At 67.8% G+C, this 15,195-nt stretch carries 14 protein-coding genes; 4 read left to right on the top strand and 10 right to left on the bottom strand.

Going from position 1 to position 15,195, the window contains the following annotated elements:
• The first annotated feature begins 4 nt into the window (after nucleotides 1-4).
• The 4 genes from ABQE93_RS01030 to ABQE93_RS01015 are packed head-to-tail and all read left to right on the top strand — an operon-like array spanning nucleotide 5 to nucleotide 2,933.
• Nucleotides 5-469 carry a LytR C-terminal domain-containing protein gene (locus ABQE93_RS01030; RefSeq protein WP_448405405.1) on the top strand — a complete coding sequence of 155 codons (465 nt, stop codon included), beginning with the start codon at nucleotides 5-7 and terminating at the stop codon, nucleotides 467-469.
• 10 nt (nucleotides 470-479) lie between these two features.
• A complete protein-coding gene (gene sodC, locus ABQE93_RS01025; RefSeq protein WP_448405404.1) occupies nucleotides 480-1,178 on the top strand; it encodes a superoxide dismutase[Cu-Zn] in 699 nt (232 codons plus the stop codon).
• Nucleotides 1,159-2,292, top strand: coding sequence for a glutamate--cysteine ligase (locus ABQE93_RS01020; RefSeq protein WP_448405402.1), 1,134 nt, complete (start codon nucleotides 1,159-1,161; stop codon nucleotides 2,290-2,292). Before sodC ends, ABQE93_RS01020 begins: the two co-directional genes overlap by 20 nt.
• Nucleotides 2,293-2,294: 2 nt before the next feature.
• A complete protein-coding gene (locus ABQE93_RS01015) occupies nucleotides 2,295-2,933 on the top strand; it encodes an LON peptidase substrate-binding domain-containing protein (RefSeq protein ID WP_448405401.1) in 639 nt (212 codons plus the stop codon).
• 188 nt (nucleotides 2,934-3,121) lie between these two features.
• Here the strand turns inward: ABQE93_RS01015 and ABQE93_RS01010 are convergent, their stop codons facing one another.
• From ABQE93_RS01010 to ABQE93_RS00965, 10 genes are all read right to left on the bottom strand, one after another.
• On the bottom strand, nucleotides 3,122-4,027 hold the full coding sequence (locus tag ABQE93_RS01010) for an SAM-dependent methyltransferase (protein WP_448405400.1): 906 nt from the start codon (nucleotides 4,025-4,027) through the stop codon (nucleotides 3,122-3,124).
• Nucleotides 4,014-4,376, bottom strand: coding sequence for a monovalent cation/H(+) antiporter subunit G (gene mnhG, locus ABQE93_RS01005; RefSeq protein WP_448405399.1), 363 nt, complete (start codon nucleotides 4,374-4,376; stop codon nucleotides 4,014-4,016). The genes ABQE93_RS01010 and mnhG overlap by 14 nt, the downstream gene beginning before the upstream one ends.
• The gene (locus ABQE93_RS01000; protein ID WP_448405398.1) at nucleotides 4,373-4,660 is read right to left on the bottom strand and encodes a monovalent cation/H+ antiporter complex subunit F; all 288 of its coding nucleotides are present in this window, start codon (nucleotides 4,658-4,660) and stop codon (nucleotides 4,373-4,375) included. The genes mnhG and ABQE93_RS01000 overlap by 4 nt, the downstream gene beginning before the upstream one ends.
• The gene (locus tag ABQE93_RS00995) at nucleotides 4,657-5,190 is read right to left on the bottom strand and encodes a Na+/H+ antiporter subunit E (protein ID WP_448405397.1); all 534 of its coding nucleotides are present in this window, start codon (nucleotides 5,188-5,190) and stop codon (nucleotides 4,657-4,659) included. The genes ABQE93_RS01000 and ABQE93_RS00995 overlap by 4 nt, the downstream gene beginning before the upstream one ends.
• Nucleotides 5,187-6,785, bottom strand: a complete 1,599-nt coding sequence (locus tag ABQE93_RS00990) for a Na+/H+ antiporter subunit D (RefSeq protein WP_448405396.1) — start codon at nucleotides 6,783-6,785, stop codon at nucleotides 5,187-5,189. The genes ABQE93_RS00995 and ABQE93_RS00990 overlap by 4 nt, the downstream gene beginning before the upstream one ends.
• Nucleotides 6,782-7,255: a Na(+)/H(+) antiporter subunit C gene (locus tag ABQE93_RS00985; protein ID WP_448405395.1), complete on the bottom strand. Its 474-nt coding sequence runs from the start codon at nucleotides 7,253-7,255 to the stop codon at nucleotides 6,782-6,784. The genes ABQE93_RS00990 and ABQE93_RS00985 overlap by 4 nt, the downstream gene beginning before the upstream one ends.
• Nucleotides 7,252-10,146, bottom strand: a complete 2,895-nt coding sequence (locus ABQE93_RS00980; protein WP_448405393.1) for a Na+/H+ antiporter subunit A — start codon at nucleotides 10,144-10,146, stop codon at nucleotides 7,252-7,254. The genes ABQE93_RS00985 and ABQE93_RS00980 overlap by 4 nt, the downstream gene beginning before the upstream one ends.
• 161 nt (nucleotides 10,147-10,307) lie before the next feature.
• On the bottom strand, nucleotides 10,308-12,383 hold the full coding sequence (locus ABQE93_RS00975; protein WP_448405392.1) for an acyltransferase family protein: 2,076 nt from the start codon (nucleotides 12,381-12,383) through the stop codon (nucleotides 10,308-10,310).
• 59 nt (nucleotides 12,384-12,442) lie between these two features.
• Nucleotides 12,443-12,880: a DUF1707 domain-containing protein gene (locus ABQE93_RS00970; RefSeq protein WP_448405391.1), complete on the bottom strand. Its 438-nt coding sequence runs from the start codon at nucleotides 12,878-12,880 to the stop codon at nucleotides 12,443-12,445.
• Nucleotides 12,881-13,016: 136 nt separating this feature from the next.
• Nucleotides 13,017-15,194 (bottom strand): AAA family ATPase, encoded by a 2,178-nt coding sequence (locus tag ABQE93_RS00965; RefSeq protein ID WP_448405390.1) that lies wholly within the window; start codon nucleotides 15,192-15,194, stop codon nucleotides 13,017-13,019.
• Nucleotide 15,195 lies beyond the last annotated feature (1 nt).

The following is a 15,195-nucleotide window of genomic DNA, read 5'->3' as shown; positions in this document are numbered from 1 at the left end:
CGCAATGAACCAGCGAAACTCATCCCGCCTACCGCTGCGCGCCATGGTGATGGTGCTGCTGTTTCTCGGCGTGGTGTTTCTTCTGGTCGGTTTTCAGGCGATGGGTTCTGACGACGACGAAGACGCCGAGCAGTCGACGATCGCCACGAGCACCATCACCACGACCCCGAAAAGCCCGACGGAATCACCGGAAGCGGCCAGGGCCGACGTGCGCGTCTACAACATCTCAGAGGTCCAAGGGGCTGCCGAAGCCACCGCCACCCGGCTGCGCGACGCCGGCTGGGATGTCACGGAGACGGGCAACCTGGCACTGCCGGACGTGCCGGCCACCACGGTGTATTTCAGCGACGCGCCCGGTGAACAAGAGGCCGCCGATGAAGTGGGCAAACTGTTGGAAGCGCCCGTGGAACCTCGGCTACCTGAACTGATTGAGCAACCGCCGGGCGTGGTTGTGGTGGTCACCGGCTAGGCTCTTGCCCATGCTCAAGACCGCAGCTGCCGCCGCCTTGTTCGCCGTTCCCGCTCTTGCTCTGAGCGCATGTGCCGCACCCGAACAACCCAGCGATACGCCGGGCACCACGCCGTCGATCTGGACCGGTTCGCCCTCACCGACTGCCGCGCCCGACGCGCAGCAGCAGGGTCAGGGCGGCGAAGGCGGTAGTGAGACGTTGACCGCCGATCTGAAGATGGCCGACGGCAGCACCGTGGCCACCGCGGACTTCGAGTTCGCCAACGGGTACGCCACCATCACCGTGCAGACCACCCAAGCGGGCAAGCTGAACCCCGGGTTCCACGGTATGCACATCCACTCGATCGGTAAGTGCGAGGCGAACTCGGTCGCCCCTACCGGCGGCGCGCCCGCAGACTTCAACTCCGCGGGTGGACATTTCCAGGTGCCCGGTCACACCGGACATCCGGCCAGCGGTGACCTCACCTCGCTGCAGGTCCGCGAGGACGGTTCTGCGCTCCTGGTGACCACCACCGACACCTTCACCGCAGAGGACCTGCTGTCGGACGAGAAGACCGCGATCATCATCCACGAGCAGCCCGACAACTTCGCCAACATCCCGCCGGAGCGCTACCAGCAGGTCAACGGGAACCCGCCGCCCGACGAAACCACCTTGGCTACCGGCGACGCCGGAAAGCGCGTGGCGTGCGGTGTTATCGGTACCGGCTAGCAGCCACATAGATTTTGCCGGATCCCCCCGGCCGACGGTCGGGGTGGAGTGGGAGTTCGCGCTCGTCGACGCCGAATCCCGCGATGTGAGCAACGAGGCCACCCAGGTCATCGAGGAGCTGGGCGAGAACAATCCGCGCGTGCACAAGGAACTGCTGCGCAACACCGTCGAGATCGTCACCGGCATCTGTGATTCCGTGCCGGAGGCGATGGACGACCTGCGCGAAACACTGGTGGCTGCACGCAGAATCGTGCGCGACCGCGGCATGGAGCTGTTCTGCGCGGGCACCCATCCGTTCGCGAAATGGTCGCCGGGCAGCCTGACCGACGCGCCGCGTTACGCGGAGCTGATCAAGCGCACCCAGTGGTGGGGCAGGCAGATGCTGATCTGGGGCGTGCACGTGCACGTGGGGGTCCGCTCCGCGCACAAGGTGATGGCGATCAACACCTCACTGCTGAACCACTATCCGCATCTGCTCGCGCTGTCCTCGTCGTCGCCGTTCTGGGACGGCGAGGACACCGGCTACGCATCCAACCGGGCGATGATGTTTCAGCAGCTGCCGACCGCCGGTTTGCCGTTTCACTTCCAGACGTGGGCGGAGTGGGAACGCTTCGTCCACGACCAGAAGAAGACCGGCATCATCGACCACATGAACGAGATCCGTTGGGACATCCGGCCTTCCCCGCATATCGGAACCGTGGAGATCCGGATTTTCGACGGTGTCTCCAACCTTCGTGAGCTGAGCGCACTGGTGGCGCTGACCCATTGTCTGGTGGTCGACCTGGACCGGCGCCTCGACGCGGGCGAGCGGCTGCCGACGATGCCGCCGTGGCATGTGCAGGAAAACAAGTGGCGCGCTGCGCGTTACGGGCTTGACACGGTGATCATCTTGGACGCCGACAGCAATGAGCGGTTGGTCACCGAGGACCTCGACGAGCTGCTGAACCGGCTCGAACCGGTGGCCAGGCTGCTGCACTGCAGCGACGAGTTGGCCCGTGTCGCCGACATCTACCAGATGGGCGCGTCCTACCAACGCCAGCGCAGGGTCGCCGAGGAGCACGACGGCGATCTGCGTGCGGTGGTCGACGCGCTGGTTGCCGAGTTGGATATCTAGTCATGGCCGCGATGCCGATGTTTCCGCTTCAGGTGGCGATGCTGCCCGGCGAGGAGTTGCCGCTGCGCATCTTCGAACCGCGCTATACCGCACTGGTTTCGGACTGCCTGGCTACCGATGACCCGGCCTTCGGGGTGGTGTTGATCGAGGCTGGTCGTGAGGTCGGCGGCGGTGACGTCCGCAGCGACGTCGGGGCGTTGGCCCGCATTGCGGAGTACGCCGACCACGGCGACGGGCGCTACCGATTGCGTTGCGTGATGGGTGAGCGGATCCGGGTGCTCGAATGGCAGCCCGACGACCCCTACCCGCGCGCGGCCGTCGAGTCGTGGCCCGACGAGCCCGGTGAACCGGTCGGTGTCGACGCGATCCGTGACGTCGAGGATCGCATGGTGGCGCTGTTCGAGCGGATCGCCGCTGCCCGTGGTGCCGAGGTCAACGGCCGTGACATCGTGGTCGGCGCCGATGCGTCGGGTGACGCTGGGATGTGGTTGTACGCGTTGACGTCTCGGCTTCCGATCGGGCAGGCCGACCGGTATGCGGTGCTGGCGGCACCGAGCGCGTCGGCACGATTGGCGGCGCTAAGCGACGCTGTCGAGACGTTGACGGCGATGGTGGAGTTCCAACTGTCGTCGGGGGAGTAGCCCCTAGGTCCGCCGAACGTGAGCTTATGCGCGAAGTTTTGCGATTTTATCGAGCACAAGCTCACGTTCGGCCGGATCAAGAGACGTCGAACTGTTCGTTGCGGCTCTCTGGGTGCTTCCAGTAGCGCCGGACCATCCAATACAGCGCGGCGCTCGTCCCGCGCGCTAATTTCGGTCGGGAGAGGCCCTCAGCAGACCAGCCGGGCGTCGATGAACTCGGTGGGCGGCGTGTTCTGCAGTGATTCGTCGGAAGTGCTGCGGCCGTAGCGATCCATGAGTTCGGCCGCGGCGGTGGTCGTGGCCTCCCAACCGTGTTCCATCAGCCACTTGGCCAAGTCGGTGCGCTCCTCGATGTACCACAGGTCCTCGGTATCGAAGACGTTCTCGTCGTCGGCGGCACCGGATTGTTCACGTAGCTTGCGCATCTGTTCACGCCGGCCGGCCAGGTAATCCGCATCGAAGAAACCGGTGCCGAATGATTCCACGGCGATGCGGCTGCCGTTCGCGCTGAGTTCATGGATGCGGTCGAACAGCAGATCCTGTCCCTCGGCCGGTAGGTAGGGCAATAGCCCCTCTACCGCCCAGGCCGCCGGTTCGGTGTCGTCGAATCCAGCGTCGCGCAACGCCTTCGGCCAGTCCCGCCGCAGATCGATAGCCACCTGCACATACCGGACGGCCGGCCGGACATCGTTGTTGCGCAGCGTCTCGGCTTTGAACGCCAAGACTTTCGGCTGATCGATCTCGTAGACGACGGTCTCTTCTACCCATGGCAGCCGCCACGCCCGCGAGTCCAGCCCGGCGGCCAGGATCACCACTTGCTCGATACCGTTGGCGCCCGCGGCGATGAAGAACTCGTCGAACCACTTCGTGCGCGACGCCGCATAGCCCGCGATGGAGCGGATCCGCTCCACCACGTACGCGGGCGGCAACTGCCAGCCCTGCGCCACGACGGCATCGATGAACATCTGCGCGTACGGATCGGTGAACAGCGGGCACTCCGAGGCGTTCTCCTGGGCGCGCGACCACGCCACCCCAAGCGCCGTCGCGCCTACGCTCTCGGTGACATCCCAGTGATCGTCGTCAGTTCTCGCCATTCTGGTCGAGTTCCCTTTCCGCGACGGCTTCACGCATTTCGTCTCGCGAGAGCAGATCGTCACGGAAGCTGTGTTCGCGGTAGGCCAGCTGTCCCACCCGGTTCGCGATCACCGGCGCGGTGATCACAGCGAACAAACCTGTCAGGATCAGCATGCCGACATCGGCGTTACCCCATAGCCGGATCACCGCTCCTATGAGCACCAGCAACAGACCAAGGGTCTGGGGTTTGGTCGCAGAATGCATGCGCGTCAAGGTGTCTGGGAACCGGACGATCCCGATGGCCGCGGTCAGCGCCAGCGTTGAACCGCTGAGGATCAGCACCGCGGTGATGACGTCCGTGACGTTCATCGCGACCCCCGTCCACTGGGGGGTTTCTCGACGTCTGGCACGCGGAAACGCGCGACGCTGATCGTGCCGACGAACGAGACCAACGCCATCGCCACCATCGCATAGGTGACGGTGGAGTCCTGGCTGTACGCAGCCCAGGTGCCGATGCCACACATCGTCACCGCCGTCAGGGTGTCCAGTGACACCAGCCGGTCCAGGGTGCTCGGACCTGCCAGCATCCGGTACATCGTGATGCCGGCGGCAGCGCTGAGCAGCACGCCGGCGATCATCCACACGTAGCTCACGCGGACTCCTTGTCGGCCGCCGGACGCCAGTCCTCGTCGCGTTCCAGCGCCGCCTTCAGCATCCGCTCCAGCGTCGCCATCTGGGCGTGGAAGTCGTGGACGGCTCGCTCAGTGTGCGCGTTGAGCACATGGACGTAGACGACCCGGCGGGCCTGGTCGACCTCGAGTGCGATGGTCCCCGGGGTGAGGTTGATGAGGTTCACCGCCATCGCCAGCACCAGGTCGGACTTCAGTGCGAACTGCGCGCGCAGCACCGAGCTGACCAGCGGTGGTCCCGGCTTGACGGACAGCCAGGCCACCTCGATCGACGACTTCACCAACCAATAGGCCATCTGGGTCACCAGCCGAAGCAACGACAACGGGTGCAGTTTGCCTTCGACCGGCACCACCGGCAGCGGCAACAGCAGCGTGATCACCAGCGCGACCGCCAGACCGCCGAGGAAGTTCGCCACGGAAACGCTGCCCCACAACAGCATCCACACCAGGGTCAGCCCGGCCAGCACGCTCAGCCGCAGCAGCGTAGCCCTCATCGGTCCACCACCAACACGGCGGAGATGTACTGGTCACGGTTGAGCACCTGGTCGGCGGCGCGGTCGCTGTAGGCGATGATCGGGCCGGCGAAGACGGTCAAGGCCAGCCCGACCAGGATGAGGCCTGCGGTGGGCACCAACATGCTGACTGGCATACGGCCGACGTGAAGCCGGTCGGCGAACTCGATGTCCTCGGAGTCGTCGAGCAGCACGGCAGGCGACGCCGCCGCCAGGTGCCCCTCGGGCGCGTCCGAACGGGACCGCCAGAACGCCTTCGTCCACACCCGAGTCACCACGTACAGCGTGAGCAGGCTGGTGACCACGCTGCCACCCACCAGTATCCAGGCCAGCACCGAACCGTTGTCCGCACCGGCCTGCATCAGGGCGACCTTGCCGACGAAGCCGGAAAACGGTGGGATGCCACCGAGATTCAGTGCCGGCACCACGAAGACGAACGCGAGCAATGGGCTGGCCGCGGCCAACCCGCCCAGCCGCTGAAGTGTCGACGCGCCCCCTTGCCGCTCGATCAGGCCGACGACCAAGAACAGCGTCGTCTGCACGACGATGTGGTGGGCGACGTAGTAGATCGCACCCGCGGTGCCCAGATCACTGGACAGCGCGATGCCGAACACCATGTACCCGATGTGGCTGACGAGCGTGAACGACAGCAGTCGTTTGATGTCGCTCTGGGCGATCGCGCCCAGAATTCCGACGAGCATGGTCACCAACGCGGCTACCAGCAGCACCGGGTCGAGGCCACCGTTGGGGAACAGCAACGTGTGTGCCCGGATGATCGCGTAGACACCGACTTTGGTCAGCAGGCCGGCGAACACCGCGGTGACCGGTGCGGGGGCGGTGGGGTAGGAGTCCGGTAGCCATGCCGAAAGGGGGAACACCGCGGCTTTGATGCCGAACGCCACGAGCAGCACGGCGAACATCGCGGTGCGGGTACCACCGCTGACATGGTCGAGGCGCACCGCCAGTTCGGCCAGGTTCAGCGTCCCGGTGGCCGCGTAGACGAACGCGATGCCGAACAAGAAGATCATCGACGAGACCATCGACACCATGACGTAGGAGGCGCCTGCCCGTACCCGGTCTTCGCTGCCACCGATGGTCAACAGCACGAAGCTTGCCGCGAGCAGCACCTCGAAGCCGACATACAGGTTGAACAGGTCACCGGCGAGGAACGCCATGCACACGCCCGCCGACAGCACCAGATAGGTGGGCAGGAAGATCGACACCGGTTGGCGTTCGTCGCCGTCGCGGATACCCTGCCCGATCGCGTAGAGCATGACGGCCAGCAGCACGATCGAGGACACGACGAGCATCAGCGCCGACAGTCGATCGACGACCAGCGTGATGCCCAGCGGACCGATACCGGCGACCGTGGGGCCCCAACCGCCGACGTGCAGCGCCATGGTGCCGCCGGTGTCGGACAACCCGAGCAAGACCGAACACACCACCACCACCGCCGACAACGCGATGGTGGTGATCACGCGCTGCAGCCGGACCCGCCGTCCGGCCAGCAGCGTGGCCGCAGCGCCGAGCGTGGGAATCAGCACCGGCAACGGCGTCAGTACGCCCGCGAGGTTCATCGCGACCCCTCGTGTCCGGGCAACGCGTCGATTTCGTCGGGCGCGTCGGTGTCCTTGTACACCCCGGGCGGTGTCGGGCGGTCGGCGTCGATGGTGGTGGCTTCCTCGTCGGAAAGCTGCGAGACCCTGGTGTCCTCGGGGTCGTCGCTGACCTCATCGACCGTGGTCAACCGATAAGAGCGATAGGCCAGCGCCAGCACGAACGCCGCGATGCCCATCGTGATGACGATCGCGGTCAGGATCATCGCGTGCCGCAGCGGGTCGGCCATGTTCTCGGAGGCGTTGCTGGTGGCGCCGCGGATCGGCGGGCTGCCCGCCTTGCCGCCTGCGGTCAGGAGGAGCAGGTTGACGGCGTTGCTGATCAGCAACAGCCCCATCAGCATCCGGACCAGGCTGCGTTCCAGCAGCAGGTACACCCCGGCGCTGGTGACCCCGCCGATGACCGCGAGCTGAATGATGTAGGTGGTCATCCGACACGCACCTGTGTGCTTCGGGCCGAACCCGACTCGGCCAACTCGACATCCAGGCGCGCGCCCAGACTGCGTAACACGTCGAGAACCAGGCCGAGCACGATCAGGTAGACCCCCGCATCGAAGAACAGTGACGTGACGAACTTGACGGTGCCCAACACCGGCACGTCGATTTCGATCAACGCGGACGACAACGCGGGCGCGCCGAGCAGTAGCGAGCCCACCGCGGTGCCCGCCGACAGGGTGAGGCCCGCACCGAGGACCCTACCGGCGTCGAACGGCAGCGTTTCGCCGAGTTCGTAACGGCCACCGGCGATGTAGCGCAACACCACGGCCAGGCCCGCGGTCAGACCACCCGCGAAGCCGCCGCCGGGAGTGTTGTGGCCCGCGAAGAAGAAGTACACCGACAACACCATGATCAGCGGGAAGATGATGCGGGTCGCCACTTCCAGCACCAGGGACCGGTGTTGCGGGTCGCGCAGGTCGCTGCCGCGCAGCCAGGTGATGTCGCCGACGGCCGGGCTGATGTTGATGAACGACGCGATCCGGCCGATGTCGGGCTGGCCGGCGTCCGCGACGCGCGGTGGGGTGCCAAAACGCCGGTGCCGGAACACCATTGACGTCACCCCGGTGGCCGCCACCAAGAGCACCATGATCTCGCCCATGGTGTCCCAGGCGCGGATGTCGACCAACAGCACGTTGACGGTGTTGGAGCCGTGGCCGCGGAAGTAGGCGGCGTCGGGCAGCAGTTCGGAAACCGAGACCCCGGTGCGCGCGGCGGCTGCGAAGCTCGCCAGCGTGGTCACGGTGGCGCCGACCGCCAGCGCGAGCACGGCGCGCGGCAACCGGCGCGCGTTGACGTGGGCCCGGTCGGCCTCCGGGGGCAACGTCCGCAACACGAGGACGAAGACCACCAGCGTGAGCGTCTCGACCAGGAACTGCGTCAGCGCCAGATCCGGGGCGCCGTACAACGCGAAGATCGCCCCGCAGCCGTAACCGGTCACGCCGACCAGCAGGGCGGACGCCAGCCGGTTGCGCGTCACGGTCAGACCGATCGCGGCCGCCAGCATGACGAACCCGATCACCGTGTTCAGCGGCAGATCCCACATCGCGAACGTCGGGCGGTCGCGCGCCCCCAGGGTCAGCCCCACCGTCGGCACCACCACGAGCGTGGCCAAGATCGCCGACTGGGTCGCCGGAATCGATCCGCGCTGGGTCATGGCCGTCACCCGCACCGAGAGCACGTCGAGCGCGCGGATCACCGCGTCGTACATGTGGTCGGCGTTGCCCAGCGGTGTCGGGGCGGCGCGCACCCGTCGCAGCTGCTCGCGCCCGACGTAGGCGGCGGTGCCGACGGCGAGCACCAAGGCCGACAACAACAGCGGCAGACCGAAACCGTGCCAGAGCGCGAGCTCGTAGTCCACCCCGCCGGGGACCGTGTCGGCGTAGTCGTCGAGAACGTTGTCGACCGGTGCCGGCCACAACCCGAAGACCAGGCTCGCCACCGCGAGGACGGCCGGCGGGATCTGGAAGGTGACCGACGGCCGGTGCATCTCGGCGACCAGCTTGCTGGGTCTGGACTGCCCCTTGCGGCCGAACGCGCCGAACAGGAACCGCAGGCTGTAGATGACGGTGAACACCGAACCCAGCACGATGCCTGCCAGCACGAACGGCGACGCGGCGCCCAACGCCGGGCTGTGCAGCACGGTTTCGAAATCGGCTTCCTTGGCGACGAACCCGAAGAACGGCGGCAGCCCCGCCATGCTCGCGGTCGCGAGGACAGCGATGGCCAGCAACGGTTTCGCACGATCGCCCAGCCACGCCAGCCGCCGGATGTCACGGGTGCCGGTGGCGTGGTCGATGACGCCGACGACCATGAACAGACACGCCTTGAACATCGCGTGCGCGACGAGCATCGCCAGCCCGCCCAGCATCATGTCGCTGCCGCCTCCGCCGACCATCACGGTGATGAAGCCGAGCTGGCTGACCGTGCCGAACGCCAGGATCAGCTTGAGGTCGTATTCGCGTACCGCGCGCCAGCCGGCCAACAGCATGGTGAGCAGGCCGAGCGTGAGCACCACCGGACGCCAGATCGGGAAGTCGGCGAACCCCGGGTTCATCCGCGCGAGGAGGTAGACGCCCGCTTTGACCATTGCGGCGGCGTGCAGATAGGCGCTGACCGGGGTGGGGGCGGCCATCGCGCCCGGCAGCCAGAAGTGCAGCGGCACGATGGCCGACTTCGACAACGCGCCGACCAAAATCAGCACCAGGCCCACCGAGGCGGCCATCCCGGTCGGCGGGGCCGCGATCAGCTCCGAGAGCAGATAGGTGCCCGCGAGGTTGCCGAGCACGACGATGCCCACCAGCATCGCCAGCCCGCCGAACGTCGTGACCAGCAGCGCCTGGGTGGCCGCGCGTCTGCTGGTGGCCCGTTCGGCGTAGTGGCCGACCAGCAGGAACGACAGCACGCTGGTGAGTTCCCAGAACACGTAGAGCACCAGCATGTTGTCGCTGACAACGAGGCCGAACATGGTGCCCGAGAACGCCACCATCTCGGCGGCGAAGCTGGGTAGCCGGTTCTCCATGCGGCCGTCGCGGCGATGAAAGTAGGGACCGCAGTAGAGCAGGATCAATGAGCCGATGCCGAGCACCAGCACGCTCAGGATCGCCGACAGCGAATCGAAGCGCAGCGCCACGTCCATCGACAGCTCGGGCACCCAGGCCACGTCGACCGTCTTGGACTGGCCGGGCCCAGGCCAATTCTGTACCACCCAGATCAGCGAAACCGCCGGCACCATCGCCAGCGGATAGAACGCGCGCCTCCCCCACCGGTACACCAAGAGCGGCGCCAACGCGGTGGCCACCGCGTGGGCCAGCAAGATGGCGAGCATGGCACTCCGATCGGGTCGTCTGAGTCGGCATCGGCCGTCAGGCGATGTGCAGAGGCGGGGTGTCAGCCGGTGTCAATGGCTAAGTTCCGGGCCATTCTACGTGGGCCGATGGCGCGCCCACGCACCGTATGTGCTGTGGGCGGTGTGGTATTGGGGCCGTTTCACCACCACCCTGTGGCGTCGGAAAGTTGGCGCGCCAGCTCGTCGGCCAGCGTCCGCACATAGGTGGACGAGAGGTGATGGGCGTCGTGGTAGACGAGCACGTTGCCCTCGACGGCACGGCAGATGTCGAGCCGGCACACGGCGTCGGTGAGGTCCAGTAGCGCCATCGACCGGTAGCGGTCGGCGTAGTCGAGTGTGGGGTTGCGCTCGGCCAGCGCCTCGTGGCGCGGCAGCCCGCAGGACTCCGCGTCGCCGCCCTCTGCCAGACAGTCCACCGGCGCAAAGAGCGTGCCGTCGCGGAACATCCACGGGGTGTCGCGCAGGCCGAGGATCGCGATGCCGTTGGCGTCCAGGTCGTCCCAGATGCCCGGATAGCCGTCGGGCACCATGTCGCCGGGCCCGTCGGGATGGGGCCGCGTCGTGGTCGTGAACACGAAGTCGGGCCGGTCGGCGCCCAGGGCGGCCATGGCGTCGTGCACCCACGACCGGCACTCGGGATAGGGCTCATGCGTGACGGCGTTGCGTGGGTCGTCGTCGGTGGTCAGCGGGCAGCCCATCTTGAGGTAGGTCACGACGCGGAAGCCGTGGCGCACGCCGAGCAGGTCGAGGGCGGCGATCCAGTGTTCGGAGTGCGAACCGCCTGCCAACGCGATTGTGCGCGCCGCGCCGGCGTCGCCGTACACGCACCGGATCACCTCGGTGCTGGCGAAGTCGGTGATGCAGCCGTCGGTCGTGGTCGCGGGAAGATCCTCGGCGGCCTCCAGGATGGTGGGCCGCATCGGCAGGTCGGGCACGCGCACGGGGTCGAGAAGTGCGCGGGCACCGGGATAGTCCCGCGGCGACAGGGACGCAAGCTCGTTGCCGTTGGCCCGGATGTCGGCGATGTGGTTGCGCCACCCGAACGACGTCACGCACAGCGTAACGGCAAGGAGCACGACAACGCCGCCCAGCAGCGGGTGGGCCTTCCGGTCTTGGGCACCGCTCACCTGACGCAGCGGATCCTCGACGAGCCGCAACGTCAGATAGGCCAGCAGCAGCGAGGCGGCGAACAGCAGGATGCCGCCGCGCAACCCGACGGTGTCGCGGTCCAGAAACGTCATCGCGAAGATCAGCAGCGGCCAGTGCCACAGGTACAGCGCATAGGCCATGGCGCCCAGCGTGACCAGCGGTGCCGCGGCCATCAGCCGGTTCGGCCACGGCAAGCCGTCCTCGGCGCCGGCGCCGCTGAAGATCAGCAGCAGCGCGGCGCCGACGGGGACCAGTGCCCACGGTCCGGGGAACTGCGCCGCGCCGTCGAGCAGGACGCCGCAGCTGAAGAGCATCGCCAGCCCGGCCAACGCGGTGGCGACGCGTAACCAGCCGGGCATGCGCACGGCGGGGATCACCGCGGCCGCCAACACGCCGGCCAGCATCTGCCATGCCCGGGCGAAGCTGTCGTAGTAGGCGCTGGCCGGGTCGAGGTGGTGGGCGAGCACCGCGTAGGCGAACGAGGCGACGGTGGCCGCGGCCGTGACCGTGATCAACACCTGACGTCGCCGCGCGCCCCAGCCGCGCTTGTCGGCGGCGATCATCACCAACCAGGCGAGAAGCAGCATCGCGACCAGGAACTGGCCCTGCACCGACATGGACCAGATGTGTTGCAGCGGGCTGACGCTCTGGCCGGCGCGCAGATAGTCGTTGGCCGTGACGGCCAGATACCAGTTCTGGAAGTAGCCGAGGCTGGCCAGGCTCTGATCGGCGAACGCCTCCCAGCGCGTCTGCGGTTGGATCAGCACCATCAGGGCCGCAGACGCGGCCAGCACCACCACCAGCGCCGGGCAAAGCCGGCGGACCAGCCGGATCAGCGCGCGCGGTAACGGCTCGTCGGCGCCGGGTTCTGAGGCCTGCCGCAGCAATCGGCCGCCGAGGAAGAAGCCGGAGAGCACCAGGAAGACGTCGACGCCGCCGGAGACCCGGCCGAACCAGATGTGATAGACGACCACGAGCGCGATCGCGATGCCGCGCAACCCGTTGAGATCGTCGCGGACCCGACGGCGCACCGTCGGGGCAGCGGGATAGAACTGAACGGCGGGCACGCGGATCCTAGGGACGGTCGAGCATCACGCCCGGTCGCTAGGGCGGAGGTGGCTCAAAGTTATCGAAGCCACGTACCCCCAGGCCAGCGGGGGCAGGGCAACAGCGTGTGGCCGAGCACACCGATGCCCGCGCCGAGGATCGGCCAGATTGGCCAGAAGTACCAGGAGCCTGCGGTCAGGCCGACCGCCAGCCACACCGTGAGCACGATCGCGACCATCATCAGGTAGCCGGCCAGGTGGAACCGCAGGCTGCGCCGCGCTGCTTGTCCGCGGGCCTGTTGGCGCCGGGGATCGTTGCGCTTGAGCCAGGCGACCGGTAGGTCGGCGGTCAACGCCCGCAGTTGCGTGCTGGTCTCGGCGCCGAACGTGGTCTGCAGCCGGGACTCGTACTCGTCCATCGTCAGGTAGCCCTGGGTGAGCGCCTGGCCGAGCAGGTCCGCGGTCTTCTCCCGGTCGCGGTCGCCGACGCGGACAGTGGCCGTGTTGGGGGCGGTCATGTCGGACCTCCTCGATCTTGACACTGGCAAGTCATATTGATCGACTATGCCCGTCGAACTTGGCACTGTCAAGATGTCGACACCCGTGCGATTTCGGCGCGCTTTCGGACCCTCACGGGGCGTGAGCGCGCCGAACTCACGTGCCGAACGCCCGCAGCGACTGCACCTGTGCGGCGTCCAGCGACGGACGCACGGCTTCGCGGGCCTTGGCGACATCGGCGGCCGTCACGTCGGCGGCGTCGATGGAGCGCCGCATCGCGGTGAGCGCCGACTCGCGCAGCAACGCGACACAGTCCGCTGCGCTGTAGCCGTCGAGTTCGTCGGCCAGCGCGTCGAGGTCCACATCGTCAGCCAGCGGAACCGATTTGCCTGCGGTACGCAGGATCTCGCGGCGGGCCTCGGCGTCCGGTGGTTCGACGAACACCAGCTTCTCGAGCCGGCCGGGCCGCAACAACGCCGGGTCGATCAGGTCGGGCCGGTTCGTCGCGCCGAGCACCACCACGTCGCGCAGCGGTTCGATGCCGTCGAGTTCGGTGAGCAGCGTGGCCACCACCCGGTCGGTGACGCCGGAGTCGAAGCTCTGCCCGCGCCGTGGGGCCAATGCGTCGATCTCGTCGAGGAACACCAGCGACGGGGCGGAGTCGCGGGCGCGTTGAAACAGTTCGCGCACAGCCTTTTCCGACGAGCCCACCCATTTGTCCATCAGCTCGGCGCCTTTGACCGCATGCACCGACAGCCGTCCCGTACTGGCCAGGGCGCGCACCACGAACGTCTTACCGCACCCGGGCGGGCCGTAGAGCAGCACGCCGCGCGGCGGTGCGACCCCGAGCCGGGCGAACGTGTCGGGATGCTGCAGCGGCCACAGCACCGCCTCGGTGAGCGCCTGCTTGGTGGCGGCCATGTCGCCGACGTCGTCGAGCGTCACCGAACCGACCGAGACCTCCTCGGTGGCCGACCGTGACAGCGGGCGGATGACCGACGTCGCGCCGATAAGGTCTTCCTGGGTCAAACGCGGCGGTGCGTCCTCGGCGCTGGCCCGTGCCGCCGCGCGCAGCGCCGCCTCGCGGACCAGGGCGGCGAGGTCGGCGACGACGAAACCCGGTGTGCGACCGGCGACTTCGTCGAGCTCCAGGTCGCCGGCCGGGACGTCGCGCAGCAGCACCTCCAGCAGCTGTTTGCGGATCGCACCGTCGGGCAGCGTGAGCCCGAGCTCGCGGTCGCACACATCGGGGGCGCGCAGCCGGGCGTCGAGGTTCTCGGGCACCGCCGAGGTGGCGATGAACGCGACCCCGCGGGTCGCCACGGCGTTGCGCAGTTCGGCCAGGATCAGCGATGCCACCGAGTCCGCCGCCGACGGTAGCAGCGCGTCGACATCGGTGATCAGCAGCACTCCGCCGCCGTCGCGCACGGTCTTGACCGCCGACGCCACCCGGTTGAGCCGGTCTTCGGCGGCCAGCGCTCCGACGTCGGGTCCGTCGAGTTCGATGAGCCGCCGCCCGGCGCACACGGCGCGCACCATGGTGGCCTTGCCGACCCCCGCGGGACCCGACACCAGCACGCCGAGATTGGCTGCGGCGCCGAGTGTTTCCAACAGCTCGGGCTGATCGAGGGCGAGCTTGAGCCATTCGGTGAGGCGTTCGGCCTGGGGTTGGGCACCTTTGAGGTCCTCGATGCTGCGCACCGGTGTCGAGTCGAGTGGGGCCGGGGGTGGCGCCGACGGCGACGTCGGGGTCGACGCCGATGTCGACCTCGATGCCGACACCGCCCATGCCACCGCCGTATTCGGTTGGACGCTGACCGGTCCGCTGGGATCGGTGCCGGTCACCGTCAGCAACTCCGAGGTCCAGGTGATGCCGACCGATGACGCGAGCGCCGCGGTGGCCCGCGAGGTCGGGATGTCGGGCCCGAGTTCACGGGGCAGCAGCGACACCGTATCGCCGACGGTCATCACCTTGCCCAGCAACGCTTGTCGCAGCGTCTGCGGTGAAATCGACTGTGACGTCAGCTTGGAACCCGTCACCGTCACCGATCGTGCGCCGTAGACGGTCACCGGAGCGACCAGCACCGTGGTGTCTTCGCGTAACCCGGCGTTGGACAGCGTGACGTCGTCGAGCAGCGCCGTGCCCGCCGGGGTGCCCGACGGCGCCGCACCCACGACCGCTGCGGTGGTCCTGGAACCGGTCAACGACACCGCATCCCATTCCCGCAGGCCCAGCGCCGCGATCGCTTCTGGATGCAGCCGGACCACGCCGCGTCGGGAGTCCAGCGCCGACGTGTTCAGCCGGGCGGTCAGGCTGAGTTGCTGGTCCGCCACG

The sequence above is a fragment of the Mycolicibacterium sp. XJ662 genome, assembly GCF_053484035.1.
This window is presented reverse-complemented; position numbering and strand designations above follow the sequence as displayed.

Bases quoted from the DNA above. Each gene is read 5' to 3' on its own strand.
- sodC (WP_448405404.1), top strand. From the start codon at position 480: ATGCTCAAGACCGCAGCTGCCGCCGCCTTGTTCGCCGTTCCCGCTCTT.
- ABQE93_RS00995 (WP_448405397.1), bottom strand. From the start codon at position 5,190: ATGAGGGCTACGCTGCTGCGGCTGAGCGTGCTGGCCGGGCTGACCCTG.
- ABQE93_RS01015 (WP_448405401.1), top strand. From the start codon at position 2,295: ATGGCCGCGATGCCGATGTTTCCGCTTCAGGTGGCGATGCTGCCCGGC.
- ABQE93_RS00980 (WP_448405393.1), bottom strand. From the start codon at position 10,146: ATGCTCGCCATCTTGCTGGCCCACGCGGTGGCCACCGCGTTGGCGCCG.
- ABQE93_RS00970 (WP_448405391.1), bottom strand. From the start codon at position 12,880: ATGACCGCCCCCAACACGGCCACTGTCCGCGTCGGCGACCGCGACCGG.
- ABQE93_RS01010 (WP_448405400.1), bottom strand. From the start codon at position 4,027: ATGGCGAGAACTGACGACGATCACTGGGATGTCACCGAGAGCGTAGGC.
- ABQE93_RS01030 (WP_448405405.1), top strand. From the start codon at position 5: ATGAACCAGCGAAACTCATCCCGCCTACCGCTGCGCGCCATGGTGATG.
- ABQE93_RS00985 (WP_448405395.1), bottom strand. From the start codon at position 7,255: ATGACCACCTACATCATTCAGCTCGCGGTCATCGGCGGGGTCACCAGC.
- mnhG (WP_448405399.1), bottom strand. From the start codon at position 4,376: ATGAACGTCACGGACGTCATCACCGCGGTGCTGATCCTCAGCGGTTCA.
- ABQE93_RS00990 (WP_448405396.1), bottom strand. From the start codon at position 6,785: ATGAACCTCGCGGGCGTACTGACGCCGTTGCCGGTGCTGATTCCCACG.